We start from the raw sequence: 15,999 nt of genomic DNA on the forward strand, positions 1-15,999 counted from the left end.
CGGCATGGCACTTTCTCGGATGCTCCAGGCCACGACCGCTGCCGCCACGCTCGCCCTCGCGCTCTCCGCCTGCGGCGGCGGTGACGACGGCGACGCCGCCGACAAGGACGGCGCCACCACCGACAGCACCAGCTCCAGCACGGCCCCCACCGACGCCCCCTCGACCGGTACGACGGCCTCCGGCGACGCGGCGCCCAGCGGCCCGGTCCAGTTCCGCCGGGTGATCGAGGCGACCGGCATCCCGGCCGACGGCGCCGCGACCTCTCCCCTGCCCGAGGACTGCAGCGACGTCCCGGCCGGTCAGCCCAAGCCGGCCGCCGAGGCGATCGCGTGCGACGAGTCGGGCATCGTCTACCGGCTCGCGCCGGCCGAGATCACCGGTGGCGTCGAGGCCGCCGAGGCCGAGAAGCCCGCGAACCTCACCGACTGGGTCGTCGCGCTGAGCTTCGACGACCAGGCCACGCCGAAGTTCGCGACGATGACCCGTGAGCTGGCCGGCACCAACACGCTGCTCGCGGTCGTGCTCGACGGTCAGGTGCTCACCGCGCCGGTGATCCAGGACGCCGTCGAGGACGGCAAGGTCCAGATCGGCGGCACGTTCACGCAGGACCAGGCCGACGAGATCGCGGCCCAGCTCACGAAGCGCTGAGCGGCAGGTACGGCGTCAGGTCGGTCCGCTCGCCGCTCGCCTGCACGCGCCCGCCGTCGAGCGCCGCGTCCCACCCGAGCTCGCCGGTGGCGAGCGCGATCCAGGTGGCGGCGTCGGTCTCGACGACGGCCGGCGGGGTGCCCCGGGTGTGGCGCACGCCCTCGATCACCTGGACCGCGGCGTACGGCGGGACGCGGACCTCGACCGAGCGCCCCGGAGCGCGGGTCTCGAGGACCGCGAGGAAGTGCTTGGTGAGCAGGCGCAGGTCGCCGCGCTCGGCGGCGTCGGCGGCCACCCGGGCGAGGGCCTCGGCGACGAGGGCGGAATCGGCAGGGCGCAGGCGCGCGGGCATCAGTGGTCCTGGTCCTCGGGGGTCGGGTCGACGGGCAGCTCGGGATAGGGCTGGATGAGCTGGAAGACGGAGTAGGTCGCGCGCTCGTCGTCGCTGCCCCCGGCCCCGGGCCCCTGGGCGGCGAAGCGACGGCGCTCGACGAGCGCGGCGATCTCGTGCATCAGCTCCTCGGCCTCGGCAGGCGTCAGCAGCAGCGCCCACTCGGAGATGCTGCGGCCGGGCTCGTCGGCCCCCGTGGGCGCATAGGCCCGCTCCAGCAGGTGCTGGCCCCACTCGACGGCGTTGCGCTGGAAGACGGCGTACGCCGCGCGGCCGCCGGGCTGGGCGAGCATGTCGGAGGTGCGGAACCGGATCCCGTCGGGGTCGACCATCCGCCAGACCCGGTCCCGGCGGTCGCGGGCGGCGTCAGGGTCCTCCTCGACCAGGCCGTACTTGGCGAGCTGGCGCAGGTGGAAGCTCGCCTGGTTGGCCGGGATGTCGATGCGCCGGGCGATGTCGGCGGCCCGCAGCGAGCCGGCCGCGGACAGCTCATGGAGCACCCGGTTGCGGGTGGGGTGCGCGATCGCGCGGAGGATCCGCGGGTCGTCGTACATCACCATGGGGCGAGCCTAGCGGAATGCGCAGCACCTATTGCGCAACATACGTTGCGCAACATAGTGTGCGGATCGTGCCCGCCTTCCGCGCCCTCGCCCGTAACCACGACTTCACCGCCCTCTGGGTCGGCGCGACGGTGGCCGAGCTCGGCTCGCGGGTGACGATCTTCGCCGCGCCGCTGGTCGCCTACGCGCTCACCGGGTCGGCACTGTGGGCGGCCGCCGCCGAGGGCGTCTTCCTCGTCGGGATGGTCGGCGCCCTGCTCCCCGCCGGCGTGCTCGCCGACCGCTGGCACCGGCTGCGGCTGATGCGGCTCTCGCTCGGCACCGGCTTCGCGCTCTACGCCTCGCTCGCCGTGGCGGGCGCGGCCGGGGTGCTCACCCTCCCCCACCTGCTGGCCGTGCTGTTCGTGACCGGCGTGGTCACCGGCCTGTTCGGGCCGGCCGAGTACGCCGCCATCCGCGAGATCGTCAGCGACGAGCAGCTCCCGACCGCGCTCAGCCAGCAGCAGGCGCGCCAGCACGTCGCGGCCCTGCTCGGCGGACCCCTCGGCGGCGCCCTGTTCGGCGTGGCCCGCTGGGCGCCGTTCGCGGCCGACGCGGTGACCTACGCACTCGGCTGGCTGCTCCTCGGGCGGGTCCGCGCGGACCTCTCCGCACGCCCCGACCCCGACCGCGACCGACCCCGCCCGCTGCGCGACGTCGGCGAGGGGATCCGGTTCGTGTGGCGCCGGCCGTTCCTGCGGGTGCTGCTGTTCTGGTCGCCGACGGTCAACCTCACCATCAACGCGCTCTTCTTCGTCGCCCTGCTCCGGCTGATCGAGGCGGGCTTCTCCGCACCCCAGATCGGCCTGACCCAGGCCGCGATCGGCGGCTTCGGCGTCCTCGGCGCGATCGTCGCGCCGGTCCTGGTCGAGCGCTTCGCCACCGGCACCCTGACCGTGCTCGTCGCATGGAGCTGGGTCCCGCTGGCGATCCCGCTCGCGCTGTGGAACCACCCGCTGAGCATGGCCCTGGCCGGTGCGCTCGGGATGTTCCTCAACCCCGCGGGCAATGCCGGCGTCAGCGCCTACCGGATGGCGACCACGCCGCCCGCGCTCATCGGCCGGGTCCAGTCGGCGATGCAGTTCGTCTCGATGATCTCGATGCCGCTCGCGCCGGTCCTGGCCGGCCTGCTGCTCGCCGGGCTCGGCGGCCGCGACGCCCTCCTCGCCCTCGCCGTCCTGACCGGGCTGGCCGCGCTCGCGCCGACTCTGTCGCGCTCGGTGCGGTCGGTCCCCCGCCCCGCCGCCTGGCCCCGGTACGACGACACGCTCACCCTCGCCGGCCCCTGACCGACCCGGACACCCCGGCTTTCCCGGACGCTTCCGCACGCCGCCGGGCTCCGCCCGTCACAATGGGGCCCATGCTCCCTCGCCGTTGCGCCGTGGCCGTTGCCGGCCTGCTCGCCCTCGCCCCTGCTCTCGTCGCGTGCGGGGGAGACACGGGCGTGGCGGTGGGCGACGTCGTACCGGCTCGGGACGACGCGCAGTTCTCCGGCGCCGGCAACGAGTCCGTCGTCGCCCTGCCCATCGGCAGCCTCGAGATCACCCTCGGCAAGCCGACCGACAAGCTCAGCGCCGACGACACCCGCCAGGCCGAGGCCATCGACGCCCCCGACGGCGGCACCTTCGTCCCGATCACCTGGCAGTACGACGCGAGCTCCTTCGGCCGCTACGCCGACTTCATCGACACCGAAGCCACCCCCGACGTCGACCTGATCGCCGACGGCGCGACCTACCGGATCCCCCCGCCGGACGACTCCGGCACCGGCTCGACGTCCTTCTACGTCGTCGTCGGCGGCCCCGGCAAGGACCCCAGCCTCAAGATCGACTTCGACGGCGTCACCCAGACCGTCGACCTCACCACCGGCGACCGCGACGCGGGCGCCGCCGAGGCCCTCTACGACCTGCCCTCCCCCAAGACCAAGCGCACCGACTGCACCGGCGCCATCGAGTACGGCCGCAAGCTCGTCGGCTCCTCGACGTTCACCTGCTCGGTCACCCGCCCCGTGCGCCTGCCCTACGCCGGCGACGCCTGGGCCGAGGACGGCCAGGGCTGGCTCGCGGTCACCGTCCGCACCACGCTCGGCCGCTGGAACGAGGTCGCCAAGGACCTCAAGTCGGGCGGCGTCTACTACGCCACCGGCGTCGTGGGCAGCTTCCGCCTCGGCGACATCGAGGCCGCGCAGGCCTACCAGGACAACGGCGAGACCACCTGCCCGAGCACGACCAGCGGCAGCTGCACGACCGAGTTCCACGTGATCTTCCCGGTCGGGGACAAGGCGCCCAAGAAGCTGCGGGTCGAGCAGGACTACACGCTGCTGCTGACCTCCGCGTGGGGCACGGGCACCGACACCGAGCAGAACCTCGACCTGCCGGTGACCGCGACCACGACGCTGAAGTAGGGCCTCAGCCCAGGGCGGCGGGCAGGGTCGCCGTCCAGGCGTCCCGCAGCTCCGCCAGCGGTACGTCGAACGCCCCCTCGACGACCAGCGCCTCGCCGCCCGTCGTACCGAGCTCGGTCAGCGGGACGTCGTGGCGCGCGCACAGGGCGCGCAGCTCGTCGAGGTCGCCGGTCGCGACGGTGACGACCGCGCGGGCGGCCGACTCGGCGAACAGGCCGACGAACGCGTCGCCCTCGAGGGCGACGGTGGCGCCGATGCCGGAGACCATCGCGGCCTCGGCGAGCGCCTGGGCCAGGCCGCCGTCGGAGAGGTCGTGGGCGCTGGTGGCGACGCCGACCAGGTCCTTGAGCAGGCGGGCCAGGGCGCGCTCGGCGGCGAGGTCGACCTGGGGCGGGGTGCCGCCGAGGTGGCCGTGGACGACATGGGCCCACTCGGAGCCGGAGAGCTCCTCGCGGGTGGTGCCGAGCAGCACGATCCGCTCGCCGGCGGCCCGGAACTTCGACGGCGTGCGCCGGCGGACGTCCTCGATCACGCCGAGCACGGCGACGACGGGCGTCGGCAGGATCGCGGTCTCGCCGGTCTGGTTGTAGAGGCTGACGTTGCCGCCGGTGACCGGGATCCCGAGCTCGAGGCAGGCGTCCTTGAGGCCGCGGCAGGCCTCGGCGAACTGCCACATCACGTCGGTGTCCTCGGGCGAGCCGAAGTTGAGGCAGTCGCTGACCGCGAGCGGCAGGGCGCCGCCGGTGGCGACGTTGCGGTAGGCCTCGGCGAGCGCGAGTTGGGCGCCGGCGTAGGGGTCGAGCTTGGCGAAGCGGCCGTTGCAGTCGGTGGACACGGAGACGCCGAGGTGGGTCTCCTCGTCGACGCGGACCATGCCGGAGTCGGCCGGCTGGGCCAGGACGGTGTTGCCCTGGACGTAGCGGTCGTACTGGTCGGTGATCCAGGACTTGTCGCACAGGTTGGGGCTGGCCACGAGCTGGAGCAGGGTGGCGCGCAGCTCGTCGCCGGTGCCGGGCCGGGCGAGCGCCTCGGCGCCGTCGGCCTGGAGGGCGTCCTGCCACGCGGGGCGGGCGAACGGCCGCTGGTACGTCGGCCCGTCATGCGCCACGGACCGCGGCGGGACGTCGACGACGACCTCGCCGTGCCAGGTGATCTCGAGGCGGCCGGTGTCGGTGACCTCGCCGATGTCGACGGCCTCGACGTCCCACTTGGCGCAGATCGCGAGGAAGGCGGCCACGTCGCCGGGCTCGACGACGGCCATCATCCGCTCCTGGCTCTCGCTCATGAGGATCTCCTCGGGCGAGAGCGTGGAGTCGCGCAGCGGGACCCGGTCGAGCTCGCAGCGCATCCCGCCGTCACCGGCGGAGGCCAGCTCGGAGGTGGCGCACGACAGGCCCGCGCCGCCGAGGTCCTGGATGCCGTTGACGACGCCGGCCCGGAAGAGCTCGAGCGTGCACTCGATGAGCAGCTTCTCCATGAACGGGTCGCCGACCTGGACGCTGGGGCGCTTGGCCGGGCCGTCGGCGTCGAAGGTCTCGGAGGCGAGCACCGAGACGCCGCCGATGCCGTCGCCGCCGGTACGGGCGCCGTAGAGGATGACGCGGTTGCCGGTGCCGGACGCCTTGGCCAGGTGCAGGTCCTCGTGGCGCAGGACGCCGACGCAGAGCGCATTGACGAGCGGGTTGCCGAGGTAGGTCTCGTCGAAGACCGCCTCGCCGCCGATGTTGGGGAGGCCGAGGCAGTTGCCGTAGCCACCGACGCCGGCCACGATCCCGGGCAGCACGCGGTGGGTGTCGTCGGCGTCGAGGGGGCCGAAGCGCAGCGGGTCCATCACGGCGACCGGGCGGGCGCCCATCGCGATGATGTCGCGCACGATGCCGCCCACGCCCGTCGCGGCGCCCTGGTACGGCTCGACGTACGACGGGTGGTTGTGCGACTCGACCTTGAAGCTGACCGCGTAGCCCTGACCGATGTCGATGACGCCGGCGTTCTCGCCGATGCCCGCGAGCATCGGGCCGATGGGCGTCTCCTGGGGGATCTCGCCGAACTGCTTGAGGTGCACCTTGGAGGACTTGTAGGAGCAGTGCTCGCTCCACATCACCGAGTACATCGCGAGCTCGGAGCTGGTGGGACGGCGACCGAGGATCTCCTTGATCCGGTCGTACTCGTCGGCCTTGAGCCCGAGCTCGGCCCAGGGCTGCTCCCGCTCCGGGTCACCGGCCGCCACGGCCACGGTGTCGAGGGTGGAACGGGCAGGTGCGGAAGCGGTGTCGGCCACGGGGGCAAATCTATCGCTCCGGCTCCGCGGGGCCGCCGCCGCTCCCCCATGAGACCGCTCACCTCAGTCCGGGGACCGACCGGTCGATCGGAACCCTGACCGGAGGATCTTCGGCCAGGACTGAATTACACGGTTGTAGTTCAAGTGAACCCCTGTTACTCGTGTGAATGTTGTGGTTATCGTGACTCGGCACTCACCGGACCGCCCCACCTTCCCCTGGAGATCTCCGATGCCTGCCCGGCCCGTCACCGTTCGTCCCCACCGCCGCTTCCCAGCGTCCTTGGCCAGCGTCGTCACGCTCACCACGGGCGCCCTCGCGATCGTCGTCACGCTCGCCCTGCTCGGGCCGCTGCGCCCGGACGCCGCGCCCACGACGGACGCCCCGGTCGACCTGAGCGCGAAGAGCACGAACCCGGTCACGCCCGGCAACTTCACCGGCTACGGCTTCGACCAGTGCCTGGCGCCGAGCCAGAAGAAGATGGACGCCTGGCTCGAGCACTCGCCGTTCCTGGCGGTCGGCATCTACATCTCCGGCAACTCCCGCGCCTGCCGCAGCCAGCCGAACCTCACCCCCACCTGGGTGCGCACCCAGCTCACCAAGGGCTGGCGGCTGCTGCCGATCTCGCTCGGCCCGCAGTCGAGCTGCGTGGGCCGGTTCCCGCGCTACGGCGCCAAGATCGACCCGACGATCAGCAACTCCAGCACCAACAGCTACGCCGCCGCCCGCGCGCAGGGCAAGGCCGAGGCCGACACGGCCGTCGCCGCGGCGCAGGCGCTGGGCATCGTCCCGGGCAGCACGCTCTGGTACGACCTGGAGGGCTGGTCCAACTACAAGAACGCGACCTGCCGCGAGTCCGCGCTGGCCTTCCTGACCAAGTGGACCCAGCGGATCCGCAACCGCGGCTACGTCTCGGGCGTCTACTCCAGCGCCGGCTCCGGCATGAAGATCCTCGACGACGCCCGCGCGGCGCGGCGTACCGACGTCGTGGTGCCCGACCAGATCTGGGTCGCCCGGTGGGACAACGTCGCGAACACCTCGACGTCGTACCTGCGCTCGGACGGGTGGCTCCCCGGCCGCCGGATGAAGCAGTACCAGGGCGGCCACAACGAGACCTGGGGCGGCGTGACGATCAACATCGACCGCAACTACCTCGACCTCGGCAACTCCACCCCCGCGGCCGAGACCCACTGCGGCGGCGTGCGCGTCGACCTCGCCTACCGCAAGGTGATGCCGCGCACCGGCTCCTACCGCGCCGACCCGTCGCTGGTGAAGGCGCTGCAGTGCCTGCTCAAGGAGAAGGCCGGGTACGCCGGCAAGCTCACCGGCAACTTCAACAAGAAGACGCGGGCCTCGGCGCAGGCCTGGCAGCGCTCCTCCGGCCTCGGCGTCAGCACGAGCTGGCGCAAGAAGGACTGGATCAGCCTCCACGCCGCCGGCGCCCGTCCGGTGCTCAAGATCGGCTCGCGCGGCAGCGACGTACGGCGGGTGCAGCGGGCGCTGCAGATCGCGGTGCCGGGCTCGCGCGTGGTCGTCAACGGCGTGTACGACGCCACGATGGCCTCGGCGGTGACCGCCTACCGCAAGCAGGTCGGGCTGCCGGCGTACGGCGTCGTGCACAGCGCCACCTGGGCCAAGCTGGCCGCCGGAGCCCGCTGAGTCAGCCGCCGAAGCCGACCTGCGGATCGAGCCCGGTCCGCATCCGCCAGCCGAGCAGGGCCAGTCCCAGCCCGGTGCGGTGGTCGGCCTCGTCGAGCGAGACGCCGAGCAGTCGCTCGATCCGGGCCAGCCGGTCGTAGAGCGACTGCCGGCGCAGCCCGAGCAGGTCGGCGGTCCGGGCCTTCGACAGCGAGCAGGCCAGGTAGGCGTCGAGCGTGCGCAGCAGCTCGCTGCGGTGCTCGCGGTCGTGGTCGATGAGCGGCCCGATCTGCTCGTGCACGAAGTCGCTGAGCACCTGCGGGTCGATGGCCCGGGTGACCAGCCGGTGCGGGGCGACGTCGCGCTCCATCACGACCCCGGTACGACGGCCGTAGCGCCGCGCGGTGCGCACCACCTGGCGTGCCCGCCCCACCGCGGCGGACAGGTCACCGGGGTCCGCGACCGGCGTGGCCGCGCCGAGCAGGACCCGGCCCGGCAGCCGTGCGGCGATCCGCTCGGCCGCCGCGGTGAGGTCGTCGCGGACCTGGGCCGGCACCGCCCGGCGTCCCCCGCGGTGCACCACGACGACGTGCCCGCCGCTGGTGCCGACGAGCACGGCGGGGTCGGCGCGGCCGTCGTCCAGGAGGGCTTGCTCGGTGGCGGAGGCCGCGTCGGTGAGCGGGACGGCGGCGTCGACCTCGACGGCGGCGACGATGAGGTGACGCCCCTCCAGCGGCGGCCAGCCCAGGTCACCGAGCCGGTGCAGGACGTCGGCGCGCGAGACCACCACGCCCGCCGCGAGGTCGGCGACCAGCGACTGGGCGAGGCCGGGCCGGTGCCCTCCCCCGGTGCCGCGGGCGAGCTCGAGCGCCACCGCGATCCCGGCAGCCTCGGCGACGCGGACCCGGTGCGAGGTCTCCGCGCCGAGCAGGCGCAGGGTGCCGTGCACACCGGCCTCACCGCGTACCTGCACCTGGACGCCGGCCTCGCCGCTGACCGACGCGATCCGGCTGCGCTCGACGGTCTGCCCCTCGGGGTCGCGCAGCTCGACCGCGCACCCGGCCAGCCGGGAGGTCTCGTCGAGCAGGGCGCGCAGGCCCCGGCCCTCGATCACGGTCTGGGTCAGCGCCCGCCACCCGGCGTCCCCGGTGCCGGCCTCGACCTTGCGGCGTACCAGCAGCTCGTGGAAGTCCTCGACCATCCGCTCGAAGGGCACCACCCGGTGGAAGACCAGGAGCGGCACGTCCCGGCGCCGGACGGCCTCCAGGATCGAGTCGGGGACGGTGAAGAACGTCCGGCCGACCTCGAGCCCGATCGCGGCGACGCCGGCATCGGCGAGCTGGTCGACGTACGCCGCGAGGTGCTCGGCGGTGCGTCCGTGCAGGCCCAGCCCGGAGGTCAGCAGCACCTCGCCGCCGGCCAGCAGCGAGCCCATCTCGAAGACCTCCGAGGAGTGCACCCAGCGCACCTGGACCCGGCCGACGTCCCCGTGGACGACCTCGGTCCCGGCGGCCCGGAAGGACGGCAGCGAGAGCACCTCGGCCAGGCTCGCGCCCACGTCAGCCGTCCATGGTGTCAGTCAGAATGCACCTCATGCCGGACAGTATGTCCCTTGTCGGGCAGGTCCGCCTCTGGTGGTGTGATCGGCGACACGTAGACCCCACTTCCCGTTGGGAGGACGCAGGATGATCACCGACGACGACCGCCGCTACCTGGACCTGGCGATCGAGCAGGCGCAGCTCGGCTGGGAGGAGGGCGGCATCCCGATCGGCGCCGCGCTCGTCCACGACGGCCAGGTGCTGGCCGTGGGCCGCAACCGCCGGATCCAGCTCGGCTCGGCCATCCGCCACGGCGAGACCGACTGCATCGAGAACGCCGGCCGGCTGCCGGCCTCGGTCTATCGCAAGAGCACGCTCTACACGACCCTCTCCCCCTGCTTCATGTGCGCGGGCACCTCGGTGCTCTACGACATCCCGCGCATCGTCGTCGGGGAGAACCACAGCTTCCAGGCCTCCGAGGAGTGGCTGCGCTCGCGCGGCGTCGTCGTCGACATCGTCGACGACCCGATCTGCCGCGCGCTCATGGACAAGATGATGAGCGAGCGCCCCGAGCTGTGGGCCGAGGACATCGGGGAAGAAGCATGAGTGCCCCCACCTCGGAGGTCGCCGGCACCGAGCCGGTCGTCGACCCCGACTACCCGGTGACGCCGGTCCCCCGGCACGCCCGCAAGTCGTTCGCCTCCCTGGCGATCGTGCTGCTCGGCTTCACCGTCTTCACCCCGACGATGATCGCCGGCGCCCAGCTCGGCGCGGCCTTCGCCCTCGGCGACCTGCTCCGCGTCATCCTGCTCGGCTCCCTGGTCCTCGGCACGTACGTCGCCCTGCTCGGCTGGATCGGCGCCAACACCGGCCTGACCACCGTCGTCATGGCCCGCTACGTCCTCGGCAACCGCGGCAGCAAGCTCGGCTCGATCCTCCTCGGCGGCACCCAGATCGGCTGGTACGGCGTCGTCATCGGCACCATCGGCGACCTCACCGCCCAGGCCTTCGAGTGGGACTCGAGCGCGGCCAAGGCCGCCGTCATGATCGCGACGAGCGTCCTCATGTGCCTCACCGCCTGCTACGGCTACCGCGGCATGTACTGGGTCTCGGCCATCTCCACCCCGCTCATCCTGATCCTCGCCTTCTGGGTGCTCTTCCGCTCCCTCGACGAGGTCGGCGGCTGGTCCGGCCTCGCCGACGTCCAGCCGAACGCCACCATGACGACCGCCGTCGCCATCACCACCGTCGTCGGCACCTTCGTCTCCGCCGGCACCCAGGCCCCCAACTGGACCCGCTTCGCCCGCTCGGGCAACCAGGCCCTGCTCGCCTGCGTGATCGGCTTCCTGGTCGGCAACGGCCTGATGATCTTCTTCGGCGCCACCGGCGCGATGACCTTCGGCCAGGGCGACTTCGTCCTCGTGCTCTACGACCTCGGCCTGGTCACCTGGGGCCTGGTGCTGCTCTTCGGCAACCTGTGGAAGTCGAACGCCGACACGGCGTACGCCTTCGGGGTGGCGGGCGCCGAGCTCTTCGAGAAGCCCAAGAAGACGCCCTTCGTCATCTACGGCTCGATCATCGGCACGGTGCTCGCACTGGTCGGCGTACAGAACCACCTGGTGGACTACCTGGTCCTCCTCGGCGTCTTCATCCCGCCGCTCGGCGGCGTCATCATCGGCGACTACTACGCCCGCTGGCGCCGTGGCGGCATGCCCGAGGGCGAGCGCCTGCCCGCCCTCAACATCCCGAACCTCGCGGTCTACGCGTTCGCCAGCGGCATCGCCTGGATCGCGAAGGAGGCCGAGTTCGGCGTGCCTCCTGTCATCGGCGTCGTACTGGCCGCACTGGGCTCGTACGCCGTCGGCCGCGCCGGACTCAACCGCCGGCTCTCCTGACGGAGCCGCCGGCACCCACTCGGCCCCGGGCCCGCGCATCCTCCGCGCTGGCTCGGGGCCGAGTCGCGTCCGAGGCCGGCACGAAGTGCGCCAGTTGCTGGTGCGAAGTGCGCCGGTCGCTGGTGCGAAGTGCGGGAATTGCTCGTGCGAGCGCGGATCTCGGTGCAGCAACCGGCGTACTTCGGACCAGCAACCGGCTGACTTCGTGCCAGGGGCAGGGTCAGGCGAAGGTGCGCTCGACGAGCGAGGTGAAGAAGCCGAGCCCGTCGAGCCCACTCCCGGTGAGCTCCTCGACCGCGTGCTCCGGGTGCGGCATCAGACCGACCACGTTGCCCCGTGCGTTGCTCACCCCGGCGATGTCGTTGAGCGAGCCGTTGGGGTTGACCTCGAGGTAGCGGGCGACGACCTGGCCCTCGCCCTCGATCCGCTCCAGGGTGGCGGCGTCGGCGACGAAGCCGCCCTCGCCGTTCTTGAGCACGATCCGGATCTCCTGGCCCTGGGTGTAGGCGGAGGTCCAGGGGGTCGAGCTGTTCTCGATGCGCAGCAGCTGGTCGCGGCAGACGAACTTGCGGTGGTCGTTGCGGATCAGGGCACCGGGCAGGAGGTGCGACTCGCAGAGGATCTGGAAGCCGTTGCAGATGCCCAGGACGGGCATGCCGGCGTTCGCGGCCTCGACGACCTTGTCCATCACCGGGGCGAACCGGGAGATGGCGCCGCAGCGCAGGTAGTCGCCGTACGAGAAGCCGCCGGGGAGGACGATCGCGTCCACGCCCTTGAGGTCGGCGTCGCCGTGCCAGAGGGCGACGGCCTCGTTCCCCCCGATCCGTACGGCGCGCTGGGCGTCGACGTCGTCGAGGGAGCCGGGGAAGGTGACGACTCCGACCTTCACTGCTCCACGCTCACGGTGTAGTTCTCGATCACCGGGTTGGAGAGCAGGGTCTCGGCCATCTTCTCGACCTCGGCGAGCACCGCGTCGGTGACCTCGCCCTCGAGCTCGATCTCGAAGCGCTTGCCCTGACGGACGTCGGTGACCCCGGTGAAGCCCAGCCGGGGCAGTGCGCCCTGGACGGCCTTCCCCTGGGGGTCGAGGATCTCGGGCTTCGGCATGACAGCTACGACGACTCGGGCCACGGCCCGCAGTCTAGTGGGCCGCGGGCACCCCGCCGATTCGAGGTGGTCCCCGGTTCCCCACCGGGGCAGACTGGACTCATGAGCACCCCCACACCCGGCGGTCCGGCCCGTTCCCTGCTGACGCTCGACTTCCCCCAGTCCCTCGCGGTGTACGACGACTACGCCACCGCGCAGCGCACCGTCGACTTCCTCTCCGACCAGGACTTCCCGGTGCAGAACTGCATGATCGTCGGCACCGACCTCAAGCAGGTCGAGCGGATCACCGGCCGGCTCACCTACGGCCGGGTGGCCGCGGGCGGCGCGATGAGCGGGCTGTGGTTCGGCCTGTTCGTCGGGATCCTGCTCAGCTTCTTCGGTACCGGAAGCACGCTCGCGATCATCCTGTCCACGGGACTCATGGGCGTCGCCTTCGGACTGGTCTTCGCGCTGGCCGGCTACGCGCTCACCCGCGGGCAGCGCGACTTCTCCTCAGTCAGCTCGGTGGTCGCGACCCGGTACGAGGTGCTGGTCGAGCACAAGGTGGCCGGTCAGGCGCGCGAGCTGCTGGCCCAGCTGCCGGGCGCGCTGCCCAACCCGTTCGCCTGAGCCGGACCCGCCTCAGCCGAGGTTGACGATGTCGGAGCAGAGCTGGTGCTGCACCATCCAGGCCTCGTTGCCGTGGGCGACGGTCGTCGTACCGTCGCGCCGGTCGAGCCCCAGCGCCGGCGGGTACGGCGGCGCGATCACGCCGAGGCAGTAGGTCACCTCGCGCGGCTTCTCCGGGAGCATGACCGGTCCGTCGCCGAGGTCCGCACCGAAGGGGTGCGCCCGCACGAAGGGCTCCGGGACGGTCAGGTCGCGGCGCAGCTCCTCGCCGGCGGCGAGCCGGGTGACCTCGACCCGGGGCGCCTGGGCCCAGCCGACGCCCTCGGCGTCCGGCCACGGGAACACCCGCTGGGAGAGCAGGACGCCGTCCCCGCGCCCGGTGACATAGGCCTGCTCGGGGCTGCCGACGACCAGGAGCTCGTCGGAGCCGTCGTTGCGCAGCGTCGCGCGCACCCGCACCCCACCGCCGGGCACCACGGCGAGGTCGACGTCGAAGGTCGTCGGCGGCGCCGGTGCTCCCCCGGCCGGCTCGGGCGGCTCGGGTACGCCGGCGCTCGGCCCCGGCTCGGGATCGTCCTCGCGCCCGCCGTCGTCCCCGCACCCGGCCAGGCCCAGGACCAGCGCCAGGACCAGCCCTAGCCCCAGCCCGGCCGCCGCCGCGGCCCCGGCCGGCCGGCGGCCCCGGCCCCGGATCCGGCCCGGGCCGGCGTCAGTAGTGGTCACGGTGCGGCGCCCCCATCTCCTCGCGCAGCCCGTTCTCGGTCAGCTCGTAGGGATGGTCCGGGTCGATGATCTCGGGAGTGCCGGGGTCGCCGTCGTGGTCGATCGGCAGGCCGGCGGCCTCACGCTCGCGGTTCGGCGTCCCCTGGTTGTCCGGGTCGTCACCGTGGTAGTCACCGGGCGCCAGGGTGTCGTTCGCGTAGTCGTAGACGTGCGCGAACTCGTGGTAGAGCACCGCGATCGGCGGCCCGTCGACACCGCCCCCGCCGGTGCGGAGGTGGTCGAGCGCGACGTTGTAGTTGATGACGTAGTTGCCGTGCCCGTCGTGGCTGGCGGTGCTGTTGTCGGGATCCGCGGGGTTGCGGTACTCCCGGATGGTGAGCGTGTCCTTGTTGAAGCCGAGGAAGCCCGAGTCGTCGATGTTGTGGGCGAGGTTGTCGAGCATCCGCTGCCCGGCCGGGGACGACGCGAGCAGCTCGAGGTCGGCGCGCACGCGTGCCTGGAACTCCGGCGATCCCTCGACCCGGATCTCGCTCGGCACGTCCTTGAGCTCGACGGTGACCCGGTTCTCCCCACCGCGGACGACGTCGCCCGCCTCGGCGTAGGTCCGGTCGGTGCCGGTGCCGGCGTGGACGGTGTCCGCACCCTTGCCCGTGTAGGTCGTGTCGTCCCCCGCGCCGCCGAAGATCGTGTCGTCACCGGTGCCGCCCGAGAGCGTGTCGCCGCCGGCGCCGCCGTCGAGACGGTCCTCGCCCGCCCCGCCCTCGAGGTAGTCCCAGCCCTCGCCGCCGCTGATCCGGTCGTCGCCGTCGAGCCCGTAGACGGTGTCGTCGCCGGTGCCGCCGGAGAGCCGGTCGTCGCCGGCCTGGCCGTCGACGTAGTCGCGACCGGATCCGCCGGAGATCCGGTCGTCGCCGGCACCGCCCTCGACGTTGTCGTCACCGGCGCCGCCGAGCACGGTGTCGCGGCCGCCGCCGGTCTGGATCCGGTCGTCGCCGTCGCTGCCGAGGATCGTGACGTCGACCCGGGTGCCCGGCGGGACGGTCACGGTGTCGTTGCCCTCGCCCACCCGGACGACGACGTGCTGGCCCGCGGGCACCCGGTAGGCCTGCCCGTTGATGGTCACGACCTGCTCACCGGTCGCGGGGTCGACGGTGATGGTGACGGTGTCGTCGCCCGCGCCGGTGTTGAAGATCGTGCGGTCGCCGACGGTGATCGCGCCGACGCCGTCGGCGTCGGGCGGGAGGTCGAACGGGTCGGCGCCGTGGGCGACGCCGTACCAGCGGGCGGAGAGGGCCTCCCACTTCGCGACGGTGTCGGCGATGGCGGCGCGGTCCTCGTCGAGCGCGGTGTCGAGGGCGGTACGGATCTCGCCGGCCCGGTCGATCGCGTCGTTGACCGCCTTCTGCTCGGCCTCGTCGCGCGGGAGCCAGGTCATCTCGCCGCCCGGCCCGTAGTGCAGGGGCACCGTGACGATGCTCGCCCACTGCTCGTCGAGTCGGCCCTGCGCCACCCGGACCGAGCCGGCGGCGAGGGTCAGGTGCCGGGCGACGAGACCGGCGAGGTCGCCGCCGGCGTCGAGGTCGGTCACCAGGGCCCGGCGGTGCTCGTCGAACGAGTCGCGCGTCTCGCCCTCCCAGCCGGCGTCCAGCACCGACTGCACGCCGGAGGTGACGTCGTCGCCGGCACCCCCGAGCGCCGTACCGACAGCGGCCCACTGGGTGGCCGCGCCGTCCAGCTCGTCGACCTGGTCGTGCAGGTCGAAGATCCCGGCCGCCATCACGCCACCCGCGCCCGGGTCGACGTCGGCGGCGGGGTCGGCGCCGGCCCGGGCTCGGGCGACGGGGTGCGCTCGGGCGTGGGCGCGGGCTTCTTCTCCTCCAGCCCGCGCGCCACCGTCTCGTCGGTGCTCGCGAAGTCGAAGGCGCACAGGTAGACCGCGTCGACGTCCGCCTCGAGGACGGCGACCAGCCGGCCGATCCCGGTCGCGGCGGCATTGCTCGCCGCGACGTGGGCGGACAGCACGGAGCCGCCGGCAACGGTGTTGCCGGCGGCTCCGGACGGGACCTGGATCTCGGTCAGCGCGTCGGACCAGGCGTCGGCGACGTCCTGGGACGCGGTCAGGCAGGTGCTCGCCAGCTCGGCGAGACGGGTGGGGACCTCCACGAGCGGCCTC

General features: G+C 73.0%; 16 protein-coding genes. 7 read left to right on the top strand and 9 right to left on the bottom strand.

The window, feature by feature from the left end; all coding sequences use genetic code 11:
• Positions 1–4 precede the first annotated feature (4 nt).
• On the top strand, positions 5–649 hold the full coding sequence (locus tag M0M48_RS19925) for a SecDF P1 head subdomain-containing protein (protein WP_257752463.1): 645 nt from the start codon (positions 5–7) through the stop codon (positions 647–649).
• Here M0M48_RS19925 and M0M48_RS19930 read toward each other — a convergent pair.
• Positions 636–1,001 (bottom strand): sterol carrier family protein, encoded by a 366-nt coding sequence (locus M0M48_RS19930; protein ID WP_257752464.1) that lies wholly within the window; start codon positions 999–1,001, stop codon positions 636–638. The genes M0M48_RS19925 and M0M48_RS19930 overlap by 14 nt on opposite strands.
• On the bottom strand, positions 1,001–1,600 hold the full coding sequence (locus M0M48_RS19935) for a helix-turn-helix domain-containing protein (protein ID WP_257752465.1): 600 nt from the start codon (positions 1,598–1,600) through the stop codon (positions 1,001–1,003). Before M0M48_RS19935 ends, M0M48_RS19930 begins: the two co-directional genes overlap by 1 nt.
• 68 nt (positions 1,601–1,668) lie before the next feature.
• Between M0M48_RS19935 and M0M48_RS19940 the strand changes: the two genes are divergently transcribed.
• Both M0M48_RS19940 and M0M48_RS19945 read left to right on the top strand, forming a co-directional pair.
• Complete coding sequence (locus M0M48_RS19940; RefSeq protein ID WP_257752466.1) at positions 1,669–2,928, top strand: MFS transporter; 1,260 nt, start codon at positions 1,669–1,671, stop codon at positions 2,926–2,928.
• Between the two features lie 71 nt (positions 2,929–2,999).
• A complete protein-coding gene (locus M0M48_RS19945; RefSeq protein WP_257752467.1) occupies positions 3,000–4,040 on the top strand; it encodes a hypothetical protein in 1,041 nt (346 codons plus the stop codon).
• Between the two features lie 4 nt (positions 4,041–4,044).
• Here the strand turns inward: M0M48_RS19945 and purL are convergent, their stop codons facing one another.
• Positions 4,045–6,318, bottom strand: a complete 2,274-nt coding sequence (gene purL, locus M0M48_RS19950) for a phosphoribosylformylglycinamidine synthase subunit PurL (RefSeq protein WP_257752468.1) — start codon at positions 6,316–6,318, stop codon at positions 4,045–4,047.
• 229 nt (positions 6,319–6,547) lie between these two features.
• Between purL and M0M48_RS19955 the strand changes: the two genes are divergently transcribed.
• Entirely contained in the window at positions 6,548–7,975 is a 1,428-nt protein-coding gene (locus M0M48_RS19955) for a glycoside hydrolase domain-containing protein (protein ID WP_257752469.1), read from the top strand.
• 1 nt (position 7,976) lies between these two features.
• Here the strand turns inward: M0M48_RS19955 and M0M48_RS19960 are convergent, their stop codons facing one another.
• A complete protein-coding gene (locus M0M48_RS19960) occupies positions 7,977–9,512 on the bottom strand; it encodes a PucR family transcriptional regulator (protein WP_257752470.1) in 1,536 nt (511 codons plus the stop codon).
• A 127-nt stretch (positions 9,513–9,639) separates the two neighbouring features.
• On the opposite strand from M0M48_RS19960, the gene M0M48_RS19965 reads away from it, so the two are divergent.
• Both M0M48_RS19965 and codB read left to right on the top strand, forming a co-directional pair.
• Positions 9,640–10,098, top strand: coding sequence for a nucleoside deaminase (locus M0M48_RS19965; protein WP_257752471.1), 459 nt, complete (start codon positions 9,640–9,642; stop codon positions 10,096–10,098).
• Positions 10,095–11,387, top strand: coding sequence for a cytosine permease (codB, locus tag M0M48_RS19970; protein ID WP_257752472.1), 1,293 nt, complete (start codon positions 10,095–10,097; stop codon positions 11,385–11,387). Before M0M48_RS19965 ends, codB begins: the two co-directional genes overlap by 4 nt.
• A 220-nt stretch (positions 11,388–11,607) precedes the next feature.
• On the opposite strand, the gene purQ is transcribed toward codB, so the two are convergent.
• Together purQ and purS are read right to left on the bottom strand one after the other, a co-directional pair.
• Positions 11,608–12,276, bottom strand: coding sequence for a phosphoribosylformylglycinamidine synthase subunit PurQ (gene purQ, locus M0M48_RS19975; RefSeq protein WP_257752473.1), 669 nt, complete (start codon positions 12,274–12,276; stop codon positions 11,608–11,610).
• Positions 12,273–12,518, bottom strand: coding sequence for a phosphoribosylformylglycinamidine synthase subunit PurS (gene purS, locus M0M48_RS19980; RefSeq protein ID WP_215812860.1), 246 nt, complete (start codon positions 12,516–12,518; stop codon positions 12,273–12,275). The genes purQ and purS overlap by 4 nt, the downstream gene beginning before the upstream one ends.
• Positions 12,519–12,596: 78 nt before the next feature.
• On the opposite strand from purS, the gene M0M48_RS19985 reads away from it, so the two are divergent.
• Positions 12,597–13,103, top strand: a complete 507-nt coding sequence (locus M0M48_RS19985; RefSeq protein ID WP_215812859.1) for a general stress protein — start codon at positions 12,597–12,599, stop codon at positions 13,101–13,103.
• A 12-nt stretch (positions 13,104–13,115) separates the two neighbouring features.
• On the opposite strand, the gene M0M48_RS19990 is transcribed toward M0M48_RS19985, so the two are convergent.
• From M0M48_RS19990 to M0M48_RS20000, 3 genes are read right to left on the bottom strand one after another with little or no spacing between them, the layout of a single operon-like run.
• Complete coding sequence (locus tag M0M48_RS19990; RefSeq protein ID WP_257752474.1) at positions 13,116–13,826, bottom strand: hypothetical protein; 711 nt, start codon at positions 13,824–13,826, stop codon at positions 13,116–13,118.
• Complete coding sequence (locus tag M0M48_RS19995; protein ID WP_257752475.1) at positions 13,813–15,603, bottom strand: M91 family zinc metallopeptidase; 1,791 nt, start codon at positions 15,601–15,603, stop codon at positions 13,813–13,815. The genes M0M48_RS19990 and M0M48_RS19995 overlap by 14 nt, the downstream gene beginning before the upstream one ends.
• A complete protein-coding gene (locus M0M48_RS20000; RefSeq protein ID WP_257752476.1) occupies positions 15,603–15,989 on the bottom strand; it encodes a hypothetical protein in 387 nt (128 codons plus the stop codon). Before M0M48_RS20000 ends, M0M48_RS19995 begins: the two co-directional genes overlap by 1 nt.
• Positions 15,990–15,999: the final 10 nt, after the last annotated feature.

The sequence above is a fragment of the Pimelobacter simplex genome, from assembly GCF_024662235.1.
Lineage (GTDB): Bacteria > Actinomycetota > Actinomycetes > Propionibacteriales > Nocardioidaceae > Nocardioides.

Excerpts from the sequence above, each read along its gene's own strand:
- M0M48_RS19925 (WP_257752463.1), top strand. The coding sequence starts at position 5 with ATGGCACTTTCTCGGATGCTCCAGGCCACGACCGCTGCCGCCACGCTC.
- M0M48_RS19930 (WP_257752464.1), bottom strand. The coding sequence starts at position 1,001 with ATGCCCGCGCGCCTGCGCCCTGCCGATTCCGCCCTCGTCGCCGAGGCC.
- M0M48_RS19935 (WP_257752465.1), bottom strand. The coding sequence starts at position 1,600 with ATGGTGATGTACGACGACCCGCGGATCCTCCGCGCGATCGCGCACCCC.
- M0M48_RS19945 (WP_257752467.1), top strand. The coding sequence starts at position 3,000 with ATGCTCCCTCGCCGTTGCGCCGTGGCCGTTGCCGGCCTGCTCGCCCTC.
- M0M48_RS19955 (WP_257752469.1), top strand. The coding sequence starts at position 6,548 with ATGCCTGCCCGGCCCGTCACCGTTCGTCCCCACCGCCGCTTCCCAGCG.
- M0M48_RS19965 (WP_257752471.1), top strand. The coding sequence starts at position 9,640 with ATGATCACCGACGACGACCGCCGCTACCTGGACCTGGCGATCGAGCAG.
- codB (WP_257752472.1), top strand. The coding sequence starts at position 10,095 with ATGAGTGCCCCCACCTCGGAGGTCGCCGGCACCGAGCCGGTCGTCGAC.
- M0M48_RS19985 (WP_215812859.1), top strand. The coding sequence starts at position 12,597 with ATGAGCACCCCCACACCCGGCGGTCCGGCCCGTTCCCTGCTGACGCTC.
- M0M48_RS19995 (WP_257752475.1), bottom strand. The coding sequence starts at position 15,603 with ATGGCGGCCGGGATCTTCGACCTGCACGACCAGGTCGACGAGCTGGAC.